This is a genomic window from Enterococcus malodoratus ATCC 43197 (genome assembly GCF_000407185.1).
Taxonomy (GTDB): domain Bacteria; phylum Bacillota; class Bacilli; order Lactobacillales; family Enterococcaceae; genus Enterococcus_A; species Enterococcus_A malodoratus.
In genome coordinates this window covers 865,233-884,695 of sequence record NZ_KE136482.1, presented here as the reverse complement: position 1 = coordinate 884,695, position 19,463 = coordinate 865,233, and the positions used below count along the sequence as shown (strand labels likewise).

General features: G+C 38.1%; 21 protein-coding genes. 16 read left to right on the top strand and 5 right to left on the bottom strand.

Going from position 1 to position 19,463, the window contains the following annotated elements:
• Window positions 1-81: 81 nt before the first annotated feature.
• Complete coding sequence (locus I585_RS14115; RefSeq protein WP_081631785.1) at window positions 82-1,212, top strand: PTS sugar transporter subunit IIC; 1,131 nt, start codon at window positions 82-84, stop codon at window positions 1,210-1,212.
• A gap of 302 nt (window positions 1,213-1,514) precedes the next feature.
• On the opposite strand, the gene istB is transcribed toward I585_RS14115, so the two are convergent.
• Window positions 1,515-2,276: an IS21-like element helper ATPase IstB gene (gene istB / locus I585_RS14110; protein ID WP_003129321.1), complete on the bottom strand. Its 762-nt coding sequence runs from the start codon at window positions 2,274-2,276 to the stop codon at window positions 1,515-1,517.
• Window positions 2,277-2,286: 10 nt separating this feature from the next.
• Entirely contained in the window at window positions 2,287-3,513 is a 1,227-nt protein-coding gene (gene istA, locus I585_RS14105) for an IS21 family transposase (protein ID WP_010741239.1), read from the bottom strand.
• A 247-nt stretch (window positions 3,514-3,760) separates the two neighbouring features.
• Between istA and I585_RS23695 the strand changes: the two genes are divergently transcribed.
• The 3 genes from I585_RS23695 (at window position 3,761) to I585_RS14095 (ending at window position 4,895) form a co-directional block, all read left to right on the top strand.
• The gene (locus I585_RS23695; protein WP_010742459.1) at window positions 3,761-4,075 is read left to right on the top strand and encodes a hypothetical protein; all 315 of its coding nucleotides are present in this window, start codon (window positions 3,761-3,763) and stop codon (window positions 4,073-4,075) included.
• Window positions 4,076-4,105: 30 nt separating this feature from the next.
• The gene (locus tag I585_RS23435; RefSeq protein ID WP_016249952.1) at window positions 4,106-4,282 is read left to right on the top strand and encodes a hypothetical protein; all 177 of its coding nucleotides are present in this window, start codon (window positions 4,106-4,108) and stop codon (window positions 4,280-4,282) included.
• 286 nt (window positions 4,283-4,568) lie between these two features.
• The gene (locus I585_RS14095; protein WP_010742457.1) at window positions 4,569-4,895 is read left to right on the top strand and encodes a hypothetical protein; all 327 of its coding nucleotides are present in this window, start codon (window positions 4,569-4,571) and stop codon (window positions 4,893-4,895) included.
• Between the two features lie 447 nt (window positions 4,896-5,342).
• Here I585_RS14095 and I585_RS14090 read toward each other — a convergent pair whose 3' ends face one another.
• From I585_RS14090 to I585_RS14075, 3 genes are all read right to left on the bottom strand, one after another.
• Window positions 5,343-5,588, bottom strand: a complete 246-nt coding sequence (locus I585_RS14090; protein WP_010742456.1) for a hypothetical protein — start codon at window positions 5,586-5,588, stop codon at window positions 5,343-5,345.
• 91 nt (window positions 5,589-5,679) lie between these two features.
• A complete protein-coding gene (locus I585_RS14085; RefSeq protein WP_010742455.1) occupies window positions 5,680-5,877 on the bottom strand; it encodes a hypothetical protein in 198 nt (65 codons plus the stop codon).
• A gap of 691 nt (window positions 5,878-6,568) precedes the next feature.
• Window positions 6,569-7,507 carry a Rossmann-fold NAD(P)-binding domain-containing protein gene (locus I585_RS14075; RefSeq protein ID WP_010742453.1) on the bottom strand — a complete coding sequence of 313 codons (939 nt, stop codon included), beginning with the start codon at window positions 7,505-7,507 and terminating at the stop codon, window positions 6,569-6,571.
• Between the two features lie 456 nt (window positions 7,508-7,963).
• On the opposite strand from I585_RS14075, the gene I585_RS23240 reads away from it, so the two are divergent.
• The 12 genes from I585_RS23240 (at window position 7,964) to I585_RS14020 (ending at window position 19,452) form a co-directional block, all read left to right on the top strand.
• On the top strand, window positions 7,964-8,140 hold the full coding sequence (locus tag I585_RS23240; protein ID WP_010742452.1) for a hypothetical protein: 177 nt from the start codon (window positions 7,964-7,966) through the stop codon (window positions 8,138-8,140).
• Window positions 8,141-8,280: 140 nt separating this feature from the next.
• Complete coding sequence (locus tag I585_RS14070) at window positions 8,281-9,633, top strand: C39 family peptidase (RefSeq protein WP_010742451.1); 1,353 nt, start codon at window positions 8,281-8,283, stop codon at window positions 9,631-9,633.
• 71 nt (window positions 9,634-9,704) lie between these two features.
• Complete coding sequence (locus I585_RS14065; RefSeq protein ID WP_010742450.1) at window positions 9,705-9,968, top strand: AbrB/MazE/SpoVT family DNA-binding domain-containing protein; 264 nt, start codon at window positions 9,705-9,707, stop codon at window positions 9,966-9,968.
• Window positions 9,962-10,309 carry a type II toxin-antitoxin system PemK/MazF family toxin gene (locus I585_RS14060; RefSeq protein ID WP_010742449.1) on the top strand — a complete coding sequence of 116 codons (348 nt, stop codon included), beginning with the start codon at window positions 9,962-9,964 and terminating at the stop codon, window positions 10,307-10,309. The genes I585_RS14065 and I585_RS14060 overlap by 7 nt, the downstream gene beginning before the upstream one ends.
• 15 nt (window positions 10,310-10,324) lie before the next feature.
• The gene (locus I585_RS14055; protein WP_010742448.1) at window positions 10,325-11,038 is read left to right on the top strand and encodes a hypothetical protein; all 714 of its coding nucleotides are present in this window, start codon (window positions 10,325-10,327) and stop codon (window positions 11,036-11,038) included.
• Window positions 11,039-11,218: 180 nt separating this feature from the next.
• Complete coding sequence (locus tag I585_RS14050; protein WP_010742447.1) at window positions 11,219-14,485, top strand: SpaA isopeptide-forming pilin-related protein; 3,267 nt, start codon at window positions 11,219-11,221, stop codon at window positions 14,483-14,485.
• 60 nt (window positions 14,486-14,545) lie between these two features.
• Window positions 14,546-15,253, top strand: a complete 708-nt coding sequence (locus I585_RS22680; RefSeq protein WP_010742446.1) for a class A sortase — start codon at window positions 14,546-14,548, stop codon at window positions 15,251-15,253.
• 22 nt (window positions 15,254-15,275) lie between these two features.
• Complete coding sequence (locus I585_RS14040) at window positions 15,276-15,689, top strand: hypothetical protein (protein ID WP_010742445.1); 414 nt, start codon at window positions 15,276-15,278, stop codon at window positions 15,687-15,689.
• Between the two features lie 25 nt (window positions 15,690-15,714).
• Window positions 15,715-15,942, top strand: a complete 228-nt coding sequence (locus tag I585_RS14035) for a hypothetical protein (RefSeq protein ID WP_010742444.1) — start codon at window positions 15,715-15,717, stop codon at window positions 15,940-15,942.
• A gap of 17 nt (window positions 15,943-15,959) precedes the next feature.
• Window positions 15,960-16,739, top strand: a complete 780-nt coding sequence (locus I585_RS14030; protein ID WP_010742443.1) for a VirB6/TrbL-like conjugal transfer protein, CD1112 family — start codon at window positions 15,960-15,962, stop codon at window positions 16,737-16,739.
• A gap of 3 nt (window positions 16,740-16,742) precedes the next feature.
• Window positions 16,743-17,114, top strand: a complete 372-nt coding sequence (locus I585_RS14025) for a hypothetical protein (RefSeq protein WP_010742442.1) — start codon at window positions 16,743-16,745, stop codon at window positions 17,112-17,114.
• A complete protein-coding gene (locus I585_RS14020; RefSeq protein ID WP_010742441.1) occupies window positions 17,059-19,452 on the top strand; it encodes a VirB4-like conjugal transfer ATPase, CD1110 family in 2,394 nt (797 codons plus the stop codon). The genes I585_RS14025 and I585_RS14020 overlap by 56 nt, the downstream gene beginning before the upstream one ends.
• The last annotated feature ends 11 nt before the right edge of the window (window positions 19,453-19,463 follow it).

Genomic DNA, 19,463 nt, shown 5'->3' with positions numbered 1-19,463 from the left:
CCTATCTTCGTTAAAAAAACAAAAGGAAATCTGTTTTCGCAAGTACAAACCGGTTGAAAAAAGAAAATTCAACTCAAATCGATGTATAAACGTTATTTTCCCAAAAAAATTAGATCTATGAATTATTCAGGATTAGGAATGTATATGGCTTTTAGTATCGCTTATTGCGGCTCGGATATTTTCAAGATAAAGGAGCACGCTTTAGGAACTGGATTGATTTCTCTTGTCAGCTTTTTGATGCTTAGTCCGCTTACGGATGTTCCAGAAGAGCGGTTGGCGTATCTGAACACAAGCTACTTAGGTGCAAAAGGAGTCTTTGTTGCGATTTTCGTCTCATTATTGACTATTCAGGTCATGCGGTTTTTTGTTAAGAAGAATTTTACGATCCGCATGCCGCAAGGAGTTCCAGAAATGGTCACGAAGTCGTTTACTTCTCTCGTTCCAGCGGTCGCAATCGTCTTATTATTTGGGGTGATCAAGCTTTTGTTCAGCTTGACCAGTTTTGAAACGGCGACTGATTTCATCTATACCTTGCTTCAACAGCCTTTGCAATCTTTGACAGCAACATTACCAGCATTTTTAATATTGATTTTGATCTCCAATTTATTATGGTTCTTTGGTATTCATGGTTCAATGACCGTACTGCCAATTTTGATGCCGATTTTCTTAGGCTATCTTGCAGTAAACACCGAGGCCGTCTCCGCTGGCGAGGTGATTCCCCATGCGATCAATTTTGGTCTTTATGATTTGGCCTGTTTAGGTGGAAGCGGGGCAACGATTGGCTTGGTTGCAAATATGTTCTTCTTTTCAAAGAGCAAACGCTACCGCGCATTTTCAAAAATCGTGTTTCCGAGCGGGCTATTCGGGGTGAATGAACCAGTAATTTTCGGGATGCCATTAATGCTGAATGTGATGCTTCTAATTCCATTTTTGTTAACGCCATTAGTAATTGTTTCGCTAGGCTATCTATTGATATCGTTCGGAATTATTACTGCACCCATGGGAATTCTAGGCGCTGGCTCATTGCCGCCGCTTGTTCATGGAATTGTCCAAGGCAGTCTGTCATTTGGGATTTATGAGATTGCTGCTACATTGCTTTCTATGGGAATTTACTTTCCATTTTTCAAAGCCCTAGACAATCAAGCGGTTCAGGAAGAAGTTGTTGCGAGTGAATTAGAACAAGAAGAAGCCGCTGTGAATGAAATTTCATAGGAAGAACGAAAAATTTATTTGGAACGAATTTCCTTCTCTTAAGATGGGGAGAGCAATCGTTTTGGAATGTTCTTCTAAGTTTTCTAAAAGTATATCAAGCAAAAATCCCCCTGCGATCGAAAATAGAACGCAGGGGGATTTGCTATTCAGTTAGTTGGTATTGCCAAATAGATTTTTAGTCATTTTGTTAGTACGAGCTATTTGCTAAATAGCACCAATCAAGCCTTTTTCTATACAATAATTGTCAAGGGCCATAATAAAATGTTGGTTTTGGGCCATTGAAATTGTAGGTAGTTTTCTCTTTATCGTTTCGTTTCTTTTCCTTTCGTTTCACTATAACTTTTCATTCGATAGGAAGGTCCTGTAATTTGAATAATTTTAGAATGATGGACCAATCGGTCCAATAAAGCATTAGTCAATTTCTTATTACCAAAAATTTCGGACCATTGAGACAGAGGAATATTCGTTGTAATAATCGTTGATTTTCTTTCGTATCGCATATTAATTAGTTGAAACAGTAAGTTAGATCCTTCTTTTGAGAAGGGGAGATACCCGACTTCATCAATAATTAATACAGAATAGCTCGCATATTTTTTGAGCATGGTATCACTTGTCCCACGTTTATGTGCCCGGATAAGTCGATTAACCAGTTCTGTACTAGTGATAAATAAACAGCTCTGCCCTCTATCAATACACTCTAAACCAATTGAAACGGCTAAATGGGTTTTTCCAACACCGCTATTTCCAATGAATAAAAGGTTGTCATACGTGTCTAAAAAGCGTAATGTCACTAAATCTTGAATTTCACTTTTTTTGATTTTGGGTTGAAAATCAAAGTTAAAATCATGAAGGCGTTTATGATAGGGAAACATTGCCCGTTTTAAAATTTTTCTTTGGGTCTCCTTTCTACGATAGCTAATTTCTTGATGTGTTAATTCAAATAAAGAATCAACTAGAGATTGTTCATTTTTAGCTACTTCATCTAAATGGGCAGGTAAAATTTCTTTGATACAGGTAAGATTTAAATCTGATAATTGATTTAATAACTGATGGTAATTTGACATATGAGCCTCCTTATAATTCATCGTAAGCATCTAAATTTTCTTCTACAAAGCGCTCCAACTCTTCGTCTTCTAAGTATTTGAAGACATCAGATCGAAGAATCTCAAGAGAGTCATCACGTTGATAATTTAAGGTTTTTTTGCTTAATGGGTGCGAGCGAATACATTGATGGCCATACCAAATGAATAGACTGTCCTTACGGACATCTAAAGTTACCTCTTTACCAATATATTTCACGGGAACAGAATACTTTGAGTTTTGATATTGGACCATGGATTCAATGGAAACTTTTCTAATTACGTGTTGGGTTCTAGAAACATATCTGACTAATTCTAAACGATTGAAAGGACGCAACACCGATTGTTCATCTATAAGAAGCTTAGAGGGATGATTATTCACTGCTTGAGAACGTTCATTATTTAAGTCATTCATAAACTCATAGACGATTCGTTTTAGCTCCTGCTCATTTTCAAACTCGTAGTTAAAGACCATTAAGCGGTTAACAGTACGAGCTAAAGCTTCAACTTTGCCTTTGGTTTGTGGACGAAAAGGGCGACAAGCAATCGGATTGAATCCAGCATCTTTAGCAAATTGACGAAATTTTTCGTTAAAAACGGTTTGACCAAATTGGCTTTTACTTCTATCAACAACTGTTTTCATATTGTCAAACCAAATTTCTTGAGGAACACCATTCCCGCAGTACTCAAACGCATTGACCAAACAATTGAAGACATTCGCTTGGGTTCGATCAAAGGTTACCTCTAAGTATTTCATGCGAGAATAGCCTAGAATATATAGAAAAAGATTGAAGTAAAAGACTTCACCATGTTTACTCACCATCTTAATATTTTCTTTCCAATCGACTTGAGCAGAAAGACCTGGCGTCGTTTCAATTCGAATGGTTGCCTTTTTTACACGCTTTTCTCGATAGTTCCGACAATATCGTTTGACGGTGGTATAGCCACCTTGATATCCTTTTTTCTTAATAAAATAATAAATTGAAGAAGCGGAACAGCTTAACTCCATTTTATCTTTAATAATTTCTTCAAAACCGCTTAATAAAAGAGGAGCAGAAGATTGTCTCTTTTTGATCTGTTCTACTTCCCCTTTAGTTCCAGCTTCATAGTAACGCTTGACTGTTCGGTAATCACAATTATATTGCTTGGCCATGGCTGCATAGTTAGGTTGAATATCGTTCATAATGTGTCGTAAGACTCCTTCTAAGACATCTTTTCGCATGAGTCACTCTCCTTGAATGGTTTCATGAAAAAGAATATCAGATTTTAAATCTAACCTACATTTTCGATGGCCCTTTTCCTACATTTTATCGTGGCCCTTTACAATATCCGGCCTCAATAGGAGTTAGATTTCTCCGGTTGTAAAAATCTGCGAAAGCTTTTTGTTCTACGAATACACAATTATTTAGTAAACAATAAACGTTTAACTAGACACTATGTATCCAGGATACTAAGAAGGGAGCATACCAATGCGAGAAAGAAAAACGATCACACTTCCAATCGGAAAAACAGTCGATCCGATTTGGGATAAAAAGAATATCATGGTAGCAATCAAAGTCATGCCAAACATGAGCTTGTCACTATTTGAAAATGAGGTACTAGACGGTCAATCCATTTATAACTTAGAGAGGATTGTTTTAGTTACAAAGTACAAAAAGCAAACAGAAATCCCTATTAAGCAGGTTGTTTTAGCAGTTGACGGCAGCTATCGCTGCTACGTCACTGATGACGTGAATATCAATCGTGGCGAATTAGTGTTACCTCGTATGAAGAAGAAAAAGTAGGGGCCACCCTATAGTGAAGGAGGACCCACCTTGCCTACTAAGAATCCGCGAAGGAAATTTGTCTTCAAAAAAGGAACGAGCGAAAAGCTTGATTGGTTAGTAGATCAACAGAATAAGAATTCAAAGAAAAAAGTTTATCCATATGAAGTTGTAGAGGAGTTGATAGAAAATGCATACATCATACAAAAAGCCTTCGGAAAGACATGAACTCGTTCAAATGATCAATCGTGTTTCTATGAGGGAGTTAAGAAAAGATTTGAGAAACGCAAAGTTTTTATCAGTATTTAGCGCTGTTTTAACTATTGGTTTGTATTTTGTCGGCACGGGTTATATAGTTTCTGCTTTTTGTACGATCCTGTCCTATATTTTCGCAAAGATTATCGAAAGTGCTCTTATGAGATCACAAATAAATTGACAAGATTTATGTTCAGCTGAAGTTTGAGAAACATTTACAATTAGAAATTACGGATTTTTATTTGAGGGAGAAAATCGAATGATGCAGCAGGCGTTAACGAAGAGTGAACAACTTAAGTCAGGAGACATTATCAGAATTGTTTTCTATGAACAGAATTGCGGTATAGATGAAACAGTTTTTACAGCGATTGTTGTTGAGCTCAAAGAATGTTTCATAGCTATTCCACAAGATTTCCAAGGGCACATCTTTAACGCAGCGAAAAAAGGAGCAGTTTGGAAAATAGAAATTGATTGGCTTTTAGAAAACGATACGGAAGCGTATCTGATTGAACGATTTGACGATTTAGTGTCAAAGCTTTGGAAAGTTGTCCCGCCAATAGTAATGATTATGAGTGAAATCTTTTGAAGTAAAGTTAAATTTTTGAAGTCACGATAAAAAGCATAAATCATTAGTAGAATACCTAAACTAGTCAAGAAGCTGAAAAAAACATAAAAAAAATTCACATTGACACCTTCACTAACATGATATCAGAAATTAAATGGAAAGTATGCTAACGGAGAATAGGAGAATATCACTTCTTTTTAAACTGCAAAAGTAAAAATACAAAGATAAAGAAAAATAGAGATTCCCACAGAGTTGTCGTCCAACTGAAAGTTTTGCTAACTCCGAAGAACAAATTGCCAAGGTTGGAGACAAAAAGATAGATGAATGTTACCCAAATTGATGTTAGTACTCTTTTTAACACGGAATCACTCCCTTTTAAATAAGGTTATACAAATTAGGATAAAAAGTCTAGTAACGACGGGAATCAAGGCAGAAGTTGCATAAATAAAAAAGACTCTGCTTTAGAGTCTAATTAAAGGACACACTTTGTTCTTTTAATTGTTTGATTATCTCAGTGACATAAGCGTCTTGAAAATCTTTACGGAAGGACTTTAGAAATTCCTCAGAAAAGAAATCAAAATTTTTTTCTGAATATGCTAGCAATTCTTCAGGAGTTTTAAATTCTGCAATAACAGAAGCGCTGTCGAAAGAATCAGCTACGCGCAATGAAACTGATTTCATTAAAGAAATAACATCAATTTGTGTTCTTAACATAAAAATCACCTCTTCTGTTGAGTGTAACATAATTGAATAGAACTATCTGGAACTATCCGGTAACCCAAGTCAATAAAGAAGAAGCATTAAACTAATCTAGTGCTTGTTTAACCTTCATTAGTCCAATGTAAAAGGATTTAGAAATAGATTTACCACATTTTTTACAAGCGTAATCTCCAGTGGGAATATCGTTAAAAACCTCTTTTTCATACTCATGATTACACTCTTGATCTTCTTTTTCTAAGTGCATCTTTCTTAATTCAAGAGAACGTTCTAATTCAATGGACACAGATACTCACCTTCTGCGAATTATTTTTACCACAAGCAATTTTTTTAAAGGGGTAAAAAGATAGTTTTAATAAACCAACTAACTCAGTTTATTGAAGAAAAAACACTGAGCAGTTAACTCAGTGTAAAAGACAGGACCTATTTATTCATAATTTTTTTACAATTATTCACAGCGCTTTTCATTGTATCAAAACTATTGATATCAATGTCGTAGATAAACAGATTCATTTTCATTGATTTGATTTCCTTCAAATTTAAAACGGCAAATATACTTGTAATATTTTTGGATTTAGAATTATTGAAGTGGGCCTTTTCTAGGGAAGAGTACATTCGGTAATTAGAAACATAAACGTGTACAGGATAAAAGTTAATCATTGTTTTCACATCCTCGTGGTATTCAATAACCATAACATTAAAAAGCCCTTTAATGTGAATACGAGGAACAACGTAAGTAAAACGTAATAAGGACCATGAAGGATGAATAAAACCAGCTGTTTCCGCAACTGGCTTAGAGCTAAAATGATGTACTTCGACTGTTTCTTTAGCTCTGCATTAGTATAACACGTATATTTTTGAGAAGTTTATAAATGTTCTAACGAACATCAGATGAGTCGGCTACTCAACCTAGCAATAATATCTGAAATAAGATTTGAAAAATATTGCCAGTGGAGTTGAACTATTGTTCAACATTACTATTTGTCTTCAATTTCATCAATGAAGACTGAAATATCATTTTTGAAAATGTACTTACTAAATTGTTCACTTAGGATTTGGCTGACATTTCGGTAAGCGAAGGTAGGCGTGTTAGGTAAAGTATAGTAATAAATACCATTTTTTTGATAGATCGGATCAGGTACGGTCGTTGTCTGATTTCCTTCAATTGCATTTCCAGCGTCCGCTGCTATATCAATAATAAAGGCCCCCGTTTTTAACTGCCCTTGCTCTGCAATAGTCATAATGGGCTTACCCGAATCGCCCACTTCAATGCCGTTAATGATAATCGAGTATTTAGAAAGTTGTTGTTTGAATTGCGGAAGTGTTTTTCGATAAAAAAGTCGGACAGAAGAAGAAATTTTTGAGATCGCATGGAAAGCACCTTGAGCTGCATTTCCGGACCCTAAAATAGCAATCTCACAATTACTATTTGGTAATAAGCCAAAATTCAAGAGAGCATGTAATACTCCGGCATAACCAGCATAGAAGCTGTTTTGATAAACGAAGTTTCTAGGAATCAACTGTGTAGGATAAGCATTTTCCTGATAGTACATCATGGGTCTTTGATTATCGATATCAAGAATATAGAGATTTTTAGGAATTGCTTGAGTCTCCATAAATTCTTTACCTGATCCCAGTGGATGAGTCCAACCAATAATCATCTGATTTTGACGAATCAAGTCGTAATCAGATGGTTGGAGGAGTTTGAGAGAGAAGATTCCCTCACAAGAGGCAAAAATTTCAGAACGGGTTAAAATAGTGCAACCTGCTTTTCGATAATTATCATCAGGGATACTTAGCGAGTCACCAAAACCATTCTCGATATAAATTGAATTGGCGAATTGCTTGATATGTTCAGGTAACAAAGGGACGCGACGCTCATTTGGAAAATTTGACTTTATAAAACCTAATTTCATAATTCCAACTCCATTTCAATTTTAGTTTTTGTATAGATTTGTTCTCAGAGAAATGTTTCATGAGGCTGTTTTCGTACATCTTAAGTCTAACACAGTTTTGAGGTGGAATTTTAACGTTCAGAGAGGATACGTCCGCTAACGGAGGAAAGGAGATTTAGCAATGAAAAGTCTAGTTGGATCCACGTAGGGTCATCCATTACTCTATTTACGAGGTTACTACCGATTGTATCAGCAAACTAGAGATGAAATTAAGAGACAAGAGATTATAGAGAAAATGAGCGGAATTATCGACAAAAATCGTAAACAGTTTTTGATGCCCGAAGGCTGAGATAGGGAGTTTGTAGAGATAGTTCAGTTACTTGGATATAAAATTGATTTAGTAGAGGAAAAAATATTGAAAAACTTAGATGAATTATCAACTTAGCTAGCAAGCGTAAAACTTCAAGGAGGGAAAGAATGAAACAAGAAAGTATTGTCCAATCGAATAATGAATTACTAAATGATAAAAGGGTATTAATGGTTAATCCCAAAGACGAGGTATCTGTTAAAACAATCAAAACAGATAGCAGAGTGGTGTTAGTATCAAATCTTAGACAACTTTTCAGACAGGTGAATGCTTCAGAGAGTCTTTGATGTGTACTTTCTTAGGAGTGATAGCTTCTAGCGTGATCGGTAGTTTCTACTTCAAAGCTAAAAGAAAGTAACAAATTGAATAAAAAGATTTTTTTGAAATAACGATCAGTAAGGTCATGGTATTAGGAAAGAGGGAGAATATGAAAAAGAAGTGTTGGAAGTTATTAGTTATTGGTTTGTTAACGGTTCCCTTAGGGCTGGGAGGAATTGTTCAGGCGGAAAATGTCCTTGAACAATCGTCTCAAACAGTCCAATCAGAAACCAGTACGACTGAAACAAGCGAAACTCGAAAAAATAGAACCGAAGAAAGTCAAACGCAATCAAGCCAGTCAGAAAGCGACCAGCCGAAAGCTGAACAACCCGAAACTCCAGATGTGACCAATCTCAATCCTGCTGTAAGGGCGGTACCTGAACAAGAGGTTATGGCTCCCAATCCAGAAACTGGTGAGATTGCCGAAGAAGATGCACGCAGCGCGTCACTTCCTGTCGAAGCGTATGCAGCAGCAAGTCTAAAACCTGTTTACCGCGTGTACAATCCGAATTCAGGAGAACACTTACACACGTTAAACGGTGGCGAAAAAGACAATCTAATGTCATTAGGATGGGTCTATGAAGGCATTAGTATGCAAATTGATGGCAGCGGTAGTAATCTGTACCGTGCCTATAACCCGAACTCAGGCGAGCATTTTTATACCAAAGATTCGAAGGAAATCGACAAAATCAAACGTGCCGGCTGGCGCTATGAAGGTGTCGCTTGGAAAGTACCAAACGGCGGCCAAAAAGTTTATCGCGTGTTCAATCCAAATGCACGAGACGCTGGCAGCCATCATTATACGTTGTTAGAATCTGAAAAAAGTGATTTGGTCAGACGTGGGTGGCGGTACGAAGGCGTTTCTTGGTCTGTCACTGGTGGCGCGGTTCCTGCTAAATCAACGAACATCATCAATAGTGTTCCTTATGTTAGCCAATACACACCTGTGAAGGCGCCTTGGGGATGTGCGTCTGCTTCGTTAGCAATGATCCTTGGATCAAAGAATATCCGACCAAACCTAAGAACGATGCAAGACCGCTTGCCAATGTATCCAAGTAATCCGAATGGCCAAAAAGGAAATGTGTATACTGGCGCTGGCTTCGATTGGGTGATCAAACCGAATGCGTTAGCAGCATATGGTAAAACCTATGGCGGAAATACAGTAGATATTTCAGGATCAAATACCGTACAAATTATTAATCGTGTGTTGAATGGTCAACCCGTTCTATATTATGGCTTTTCTTCGTACCAGAAGAATTCCGATAAGAATAGAAATCATGCAAAAGTGATCGCTGGGTACAATAACGGGAAATTCTTAGTCTATGATCCATTGTATTATTCAGCAAATGCAGGCGCAGGCAGTGGTGGTAAAAATATGTTATACGATCGAGGCGCAAGAGCCTGGGTTACGATGGGGCAATTCAATGCCGAACGCGACGGGCGTGCGGTAACAATTCAATAAAGTATAATTATGGCTATACAATCTTTTTTGTTTATGATACACTGTAAGTATCAACAAAGGAGGACACGTGTATGGAAGTTCTAAAAATTCTCAAGTGGGGAAACAGTAGTGGAATGAGAATTCCGAAAAGCATTATGAAAACAATGAATCTCCACGAAAACGATCAGGTTCAGATGGAAATTGAAGTGGTTGACGGTAGAAGACGTTTAGTGATTCAATCTGAAAACGAAGCGAAAGACCCAACTATTGAAGAACTCTTTGAAAACTATCACGGTGGAAGACAAAAAGTTGATTTACAAGATCTTGGAGAAGCCGTAGGTAATGAGAAATGGTAAATGTACCTAAACAGGGAGACATATTGTTGTTGAACGCAGCGCCGAGAGCTGGACATGAGCAGACAGGAAAAAGACCGTATATTGTTCTAAGTCACAATATTGTTGCAGCAAATAGTAATGTAGTCATCGTTGCGCCAATAACTACAACAAAGCGGGTATATCCACTTTACGTGGCTATTCCCAAAGAGCTAGGGATGAAAACAACAGGTAAGGTAATGCTGGATCAATTAACAACGATTGATTATGAAGCAAGAGAGTGTTTGTTCTTGGAAAAGGCAAATGACGTGCTTGTGATCGAACTTTTAAAAAAAGTAAGAGCCGTGTTTCAAAAAAATAGTTAAGAAGGAGATTTCAAAATGAAAATGAGTCGTTTAGGTAAGTGGATTGTTGGTTTAGTAGTGGCATTAGGATTTACAGGGGTTGCTTTGGCAAGTACCACAGACGTTGAGGCATCAACGTTGTATCGTGCGTATAACCCAAACACAGGAGAACACTTGTATACCCAAAATGGCAACGAGATCCCATTCGTGGTTCGCGCAGGGTGGCGCAACGAAGGCACAGCATGGGAAGCACCTAGTCAAGGAGCAAGAGTTTATCGGATGTTTAACCCGAATAACGGGGGAGATCATCATTACACTTTGAACATGAACGAAGTAAATATGTTAAAAGGAAAAGGCTGGCGCTATGAAGGGGAATCGTGGAAATCTGGTGGTTCGACACCGGTTTATCGTTTATATAACCCAAATGCGAAATCAGGTACCCATCATTTCACCATATTAGCAAGTGAGAAAAACAACTTGGTTAGGGCTGGCTGGAGATATGAAGGTGTGGCTTTCTACTCAGGGAAAGATACTCCTAACACTGGCGGTAACAATGGAGGAAACGGTGGCGGATCACAACAATTAACCTGGACCGTCTGGTACAACGTTCCTGCTGATGAAGATCAATCCTATGCCCTGAAACCAGGACAAAAGAAATTTGCAACTGAAGGTGAAGCAAAAGCGTTTATTGATAAATACGCAAGAGAGACACCAACCGGATCAACAGGCTTTGGTTATAGACAAATCTAATTACAAACGATAATTCAGACCTTGTAGAAATTATTCTACAAGGTCTTTTTTATATAAATATTTTATAGGGAGGAATAATGATGGACAATAAAATTTATTTTGATAGCTCATAAAGGATATTTATGACTGACACTAAGCTAACTCAAAAGAGGTGGCTTTTTTTTATTTGGAGGGAAAGAGATGAAAAATAAGAGATTCAAATTAGCAGGATTACTTAGTTTAATTTTAATTGGAATAAGCAGCTTTTTATTCCAAGGAACTGCCCAAGCAAAAGAAGATAAGAACGTTCAAATTAAAACAACAAGTCAATCGCTGCCAGGGAGAGTGTTTTACGACACGGATAATTTGTACACTATGAGGGGTACAAAGAATGGTGCTGCATGGACGGATACGACTGCTTCTCTTGCAGTTCATTATCCTGACGGCCGCAATGAAATGGTCTTCTGTATTCAACCAGGGGTACCTTTAGTTGGTGGTAAATGGACAGATGGGTACGAGGGGATTGAATCAACTGAGGTTGATGGGGACGCACTTATTGCGTCATGTATTTGGCAAACAGTTTTTCCAAACAAAACACAACATGAAGAAATGGCATCAAGAGCTGTAACTTGGCAATATATCAAAAAATACAACCTGGATATCACCTCGATTGATGGGATTCCCGAGTATCCTCAACTAGAAAAAAAATTAATGGATGCAGTAGATAACTACAAGAAACTACCCGATTTTCACAATAAAACGGTTAAACTAAAATATGGTGAAACGAAAAAATTAGATAGTGGTGGAGTAGATCTACGTGCGTTTGACAGTATTATTTCAAATGATGCGAATGTAAAGTTTGAAATTGCTTCAGATGGTATGTCAGCAAATGCAACCCCTACAGATCCGACGAAAGCAACAGGAACCTATACAGCAATTAAAAACTATGCATATGGAACGCCTATCGTCTGGACGAAAGAAAATTCGCAAACAGTTGTGTCGCCAAAAATTGCCGATCCAACAAAATATTTTGTTAAATGGGATATTGATTTATATGGAGAGATTGAGATTGGTAAGGTAGATAAAGATAGTGGGGAATATTTACCAAACACAAGCTTTGACGCTTTATTTGAAGGGACTAATGCCCCAGCAAAGAAAACGGTGAAGACTGGTAGTAATGGTAAAGTTACAATCAAAGATATTCCAAGTGGGGTGAAATATAAGATCACTGAAACAGCTGTACCTAGCCCCTATGTACTCGCTTCAGCGATTGGCGAAAGCGACACCTATGAAGGTGTTGTAAAAGCTGGTGAAACAGCGGCAGTAACAGCTAAAAACGTCAAAGCTACTGGACAGATCGTCATTGAGAAATCCGGCGTTGAGAGTGGAAAGGAACCGTGGAATAGTAACTATTCTCGTGCTGGAAACGTGTTTGAGATTCGTGAAAAAGATAAAGACGGGAAGGTAGTAGAAACAATCACCTCGAACGATCAAGGGATTGCTACTTCTAGCAACAAGCTGCCTTTAGGAACGTATTATGTATCAGAAAAAACGGCCGCAAATGGATTTGCGAACACCTTTAAACCAGTGACCGTAAAGATCGAATACAAAGATCAAAAAACACCGGTTGTTGTAGTGAACGACAAGGGAACAAACCAGGAAGTGACGGGATCTTCTGTTTTGACGAAAGAAGATGCAGAAACGAAGAAAGACACACAAGGGCGAGCTTCATTTGAAGGCGCTGAATACGGACTGTTCTATAAAGACGGCAACCCAGTGAAATGGACAGACTGCGTAAAACCTGAGTTGACGAACGGAACTCAAGTGAAGACAGAAGATGATTCTGTTGTTATTCGTATCGACGATAAAGATCAAACGGCTGGGGTGAAACACTTAGCATTGAACGGCTACTATTGGTTAGAAACAAAAGCCCCCGAAGGGTACCAAATTGATTCAACAAAACGTGAATTTGAACTGAAGTACAAGGATCAAGACACAAAAGTGGTTGCCTCTGATGTGACATCACAAGAAAAAGTGATCAAACTAACGATCGATGGCTTCAAATACTTGCAGTCTAAATCAGGAAACGTGAATTCTGGCTACAATGGGATCAAGTTCTCGCTGACGCCTATTGATCCTACAAAGGGTGACGTTGTAGAAGTTGAAACACAAACAGATGCGAACGGCTATGATGGCTATTGGGGCTTTAAAGAGTTCCCTTATGGCGATTACCGAATCTCTGAAGTAGCAGCGCCTGACGGCTACAAAAAGATGAAGGATCTGATTCTTAAATCCACTTTTGATGCTGAAAAGCGTACGTACAACATGACAGTGACTGAAGGAGGTCAAAAAGAACCAATCAAAACTCTGACCGTTGAAGAAAGCAAGATCAACGAAGGTTCGAATCAAATTTCTTTAGGGAAACTCATGATCACGAATAATTTAGTCAAAGCACCTGAAATCTCTACACAAGCGACAGTCAACGGTAAGGATACATTCACACCAGGGAAAGATACGCCAATGAAAGATGTGGCAAAACTGACCGGTCTTGAGGTAGGACAGAAGTATCGCCTTAAAGAGATTACACTTTGGAGAATCCAAAATGGTGATATTAAGAATGCTACACCAGTTTATCAAGCAGACGAAGATTTTGTTGCTAAATCAGAGACAATGGAAAAAGTCATTGAAACGCTTGTAGACACATCGAAAGACGATAAAAATACGTCTTATGTGTGGACTGAAAAACTGGCTGAACTAGATGAATCAGATAAAGAAAAAGAAGCAGCTGAGCACGTGGATTTAACCAACAAAGAGCAAACTGTAACACCTGAAATTCCTGAAACACCAAAAGAAGAACCGAAAATCGAAACCTTGTTCGCCAACGTCGATGGCAAGCAAGAGATTGATGCGACGAAAGATCAAAAACTTGTAGATAAAGTGAATCAAGAATTTCCTGAATCACAAGTCGGTCAAACGAAGCATTGGGTTCATAAGCTGCATAAAGTTTCGGAATCAACCAAAACAGTACCAACAAGCAGCACATCAAGCACGACAAAAACAACATCGACGACGACAAGTACCACAACTTCTAACAGTACAACAAGTCCTGAAAGTTCTACCAAAAAAGAAGGCAACTCTGAAGTGTTGGAAACGATCAATGATTCTCGAAAAGTGACAAAAGGCAACGAAGAGTTCAACGTGGACTTCCAATATTACGCGAAGAAATACAATCTGAAGGAAGGCGAGAAGTTGGTTGTGACTCATGAAGTCTTTAACGATGAAAAACATACCGATAAGTATGCGGATCATTTCGACTTGAACAATGAGAAGCAAACGATTCGACCTTTGAAAGTAACACCGAAAAAAGAAACGCCTGCAACAAAAGAGACACCGAAATCTGAAAAGTCGATTCCGCAAACAGGAAGTTACAACGCGTTTGAAGAATTCTTTTCAGCGATTTTTAACTAGATAGTCACTCAAAGAAGGAGTTAATTCTCCTTCTTTTTTTATTTATGAGGAGGTGCAGCAGTGAGGACTATTCGGAAAAAATTCCGACTTTTGAAGCGATTTTTTGCAAACTCTCCAATCGCACGACGTGTATTGATTGTTTGCTGCTTATTAGGCGTTGCGGCATTTGTTACTTTTTCAATGCTATTTTTCAAACAGCGAGACTTTGAAAAAGATGTTTATGCCGCACAAAAACAAGCGACAGAACACGTTTTAAAGAAAACTAAGGAGAATCCTAGTAAGGATGTAGCAGCAGATTATTCAGCTGCTGACGTACACACCTTAAATCCAAGAGATTTAAAAAAAGTTGATCCGATCAAGCAAGTAAATGATTACGGAATGGGTCTATTAGAAATACCAGCTATTTCTATGGCATTGCCTATTTTAGAAGGGCCAACGCAAGCAAATTTAAGTGTTGGTGCCGGTACAGCGAAAGAAGGACAGATCCCTGGGAAAAAGAACTTCGTTCTATTAGGGCATTACATGACAAATAGAGGGTTGCTATTTGGAGGGATTCAATATTTAAGAAAAGGCAACGGCATTAAAGTGACCTACCAGGGGAAACAAGCTGACTATGAAGTCACTGAAATAAAAGTTGTATCCAAAAGTGAGACACACTACATGGAAGACACGAAAAATCAAAAGGGTGTGTTGACATTGATCACTTGCGATAGCAGCAATCAAAACACGCCGAATCGCTTGATCGTTCGTGCAAAGGTTACACAATAAACGGTAATGGAGGAATTCAGAAATGAGGTATAAAAAGCCCGAAAGAAATCGAGAAGAAAAGATCCCCTTTACTCCTGGGATTCATGAAGCAGTGATTGAGAAAGTTGTCATGCAGCGATCCAAAAAAGGGGCCGATATGTTCATGATTTTTGTTGCCGGATCGAATGAAGAGAGTAGCCTTTCTTTTTTAACATTCGGCAATGATTTTACGGAAGAGAGTTTGGGCTACATTCTATCAAGTATTGAAGATAATGGCTGCGAGATCCCCGATATTGATTTCGATTACAACGAACAGACAGCCAACTTTATGACAGGCAAAGAAGTGTATATAAAGATCAAGGAAGGCGAGTATAACGGTGAAATTCAATACAGCGTGGAAAGCTTTTTAAGCCAGGAAGAATACGACACGATCCTAGATCAAGAGGACGTAGAATAAATCTAAGAAAGCGTAGGTAAAGTAAATGGATATTGTAATTAAAATGATTGGGGTTATCGGAGGAATCATGACGGTAATCGGATTATTTGGTGTTTTGACAGGTGCGTTAAACTTTTTCTCAGGTAGAAAAAATGAAAATCCTCAAAAGATGGATAGTGGGATCGAATCAATGATCATGGGCGGAGCAATGGCAGCTATATCCGGAGGGATCACAGCCGCAATTATCGCCGCAGTTGGGGCAATTAGGTTTTAAGAGAGAGGAAGTAGCTTATGAAGATAGACGGCTCAACGCTAACTCAGCTGCTATCCAGTCTTGATGAATACAATCCAGCCGTGAATCAATTAGTAGAAAAAATCTCAAAAGGAATCATTCCAGTGGCAATGGTCATTCTTGGAGTATTCATGTACATCGAATTGAATAATACGACTCGAAGAATGCAAGTAGAACAGAATCGTCTAGGTTTAGAATTGTTTATTTCCGTTACTTGGAAATATTTTGTAGGATTCTGTCTGATCATGTTTACAGATGAAATCTTTGATTCAATCGTTTGGATAGTGAATGCTGCTGGCAATATCATTAGTCATATTTCTACTAAAAAATCGGATTTAGACTTTTCAGTTCCAGAAATAAAAGGAAAGTTAAAAGGCGTTCAAAAAATGATTGTTAGTAGTATGGGCGCTTTGGCACAATTTGTCAGCTGGTTTGCGGAGATTGTCACCAAAATACTTGTGTTCTTCAGAGCAATCGAATTGTATATCTTTAAGGCTGCTGCACCTTTGTTAGTGGCCTTTTTCGTTAATGACGAATGGCGGCCAATTACAATGAAGTTCATCAAAATGTTCACTGCGGTAGCACTTCAAGGGATATTGATCATCATAATCCTATCCATTTATCCGGCAGTCGCAACAAATGACATGCTAGATTTGGTCGTTAAAGGGGATTGGCTAGAGAACTTGTCTGCAATGTTCTTGACGATATGCAAAGGCGTGATCTTTATCATGGTGTTGGTTGGATCACAAAGAAAAGCAAAAGAATGGATGGGGGGATAACTTGTGGCAATTCAATCGAAATTCCATATGGATCTATCAAAGTATGAACCTGTTGGTAAATCTGGCCTAAATAAGCGGCAAAAGAAAATGATCTTACAAATAATTCCAGGATTATCAATCATTATGCTTTTTGTAGCATTTTTAGATTTGAACGATTTTACTTTTTGGATCTTGTCATTCGTGACAGGGTTCTTTTTAATTGTTCCGCCGGTATTAAAAGGTTTAGGTGTATGGGAAGAGTACAAAAACAAGCTGGATTTTTTTATGAAGAAACAAGACCGGTACTATGAGACCGGCCAGATACGGAGGTATGCAGCGCATGAGTTTGTTCAAAAGAAAAATGTCTCGGAGGCAGACAAAATCGGAAAAAAGTAAGAAGAAACGGTTGATTCAGAATGCCGCAACAACACAAAACACATTAAAATATACCAGTAACTTTGAGTCAGGTTTGATGCACATTGTAGATAATGAGTATTCGAAGATGTTCAAGCTGGGAAATTTAGATTATGAAGTCGCTAGTGAAGACGATAAATTAGATGTTGTGATCAATTATGCGGAAGCGTTAAATTCATTGGATAAGCAATCGAAATACCAGCTTTTAGTCTTAAATAAGCGTGTTAAATCAAGCTTATTAGAAAATATCTTATTAGAGCCACAAGGTGATCCGTACGACATTTACAGAGCAGAGATCAACAATATTATTAGCAGCCGGTTCTTGCACGATCAAAAGAGTTTCGAAACGCAACGATATGCGATTTTTACCACTAAGTCGAAAACAGCGAAACAAGCGGATCGACAACTAAATACACTTGGTAAAAACTATGAAAAACGATTCAATGATTCAGATAATAATTTAGATTTCACTCAATGCAGTGGTGAGGAACGTATGCGGGTCATGAGCAGTATTTTAAGACCAGGCAAACACTTCTCAACAACCTATCGTGATATTGCCTTATCAGGATTATCGAGTAAAGCCTTCGTTGCACCAGGCCGCTTGAAGTTTTTTGATGATGATTTTCAGATCGATGATAAATTTGGAAAAGTCATGTATGTTCGGGATTATCCCGAAAACCTAGAAGACCGACTGATCAACGAAATTTGTGAGAGTGGCCATGAATTAGCGATTTCTATTCATGCCAGCCCTTACGACATTGTTCAGGCGAAGAAAGACCTCACTTCGAAACAATTGCAAAATAAATCAGATATTGTAAACCAACAGAAGAAAAACTTTAAAGAAGGTCTTTCAGAAGACATGGTTTCCGGCTTGGCCAATGAAGTAGACAAGACAACCAAAGAATTGGCTGCTGAAATGAAAGAGAACGGGCAGCGGATGTTTTCAGGTGTCTTTACGGTCATGTTGGTTGAAGAGAGCAGAGACAAATTGAGACAGGCTGTCCGAGACGTAAAAGATCAAGCCCAGGCTCTAGGTGTTGAATTCGATGATATTTATCAAATGCAAGAAGAAGCATTGAATACGATTTTACCAATTGGTAAGCCTTATTTGGATGTTCAGAAGAAGTATATGCGTGATATGACAACCAGTAATATAGCAACACAAATCCCCTTTACGAATGTGGAGCTTCAATCTGAAACGGGTAAGTATTACGGCCAGAACCAACTAAGTAATAATATCATTACGATCGATCGTAAGAACGATCTGAACACGCCTAGCGGATTGATTTTGGGTACATCCGGTTCAGGAAAAGGTATGACCGTCAAGTGGGGGCTTATTTATGATTTGCTTACTACGATCATGAGAAAGACGAAAGATGGTCGTAAGAAAGAACACTGCATTATCGTTGATCCGGAGGATGAATATTCCCCCATTGGGAAAGCATTTGGAGCAGAGATATTGGATATTTCTTCAGGAACGAATCACCATTTAAACATCTTAGATATGGCCGATTCTTCCATGCTTGATGGTGAGGATAAAAAAGTGGATCTAGTAAAAGAGAAGGCCAACTTATTAGTAAGTTTGTTTGAGTCCATTTTGAAAAGTTTTTCGGATGAAGAGGCCAGCATGGTTGACCGAGTAACACGATTAACTTACCAACGGTTTGAAACAATCGATCGCCAACCTACGTTAGTAGATTGGTATGGCATTTTGAAAGAACAACCGGAAGATTTCGCCCAACAACTGGTCATTAAGGTAGAACCTTATACAATTGGTTCGCAAGATATTTTTGCTCACGAAACGAATGTTGACCTTACAGCACCATTTATTATTTTTAATATCAAGCACTTAGACGATCGTTTGAAATCATTTGCTATGAAAGTGATCTTGGATCAAGTCTGGAAACAAGTCGTTTCTTATCAAAATAAATTGACGATCCATCTATACTTTGATGAATTGCAGCTGAATTTTGATACTGAAGAAAATGCTTCATGGTTCTTCAAATTATGGTCACGGATTCGGAAGTATGGAGCTGTTACAACAGGAATAACTCAAAACGTTGGCACGCTTTTAGAAAAATCAGCTGGACAGAAAATGATTTCAAATAGTGAATTTATTGTGTTGTTGCGCCAAAAATTAGTCGATATGGAACACTTGAAACGAGTGGTTAAGATTCCACCATCGTTACAAAAATACGCCGGTGAGAAGGTGCCAAAAGGTACAGGTTTGATTTATGCCGGTGGGAATATCGTTCCTTTTGAGAACATCATTCCCAAAAATACGAAGCTGTTTGAGCTGATGAATACTGATGCGGCGTAAGGGCATGAGCC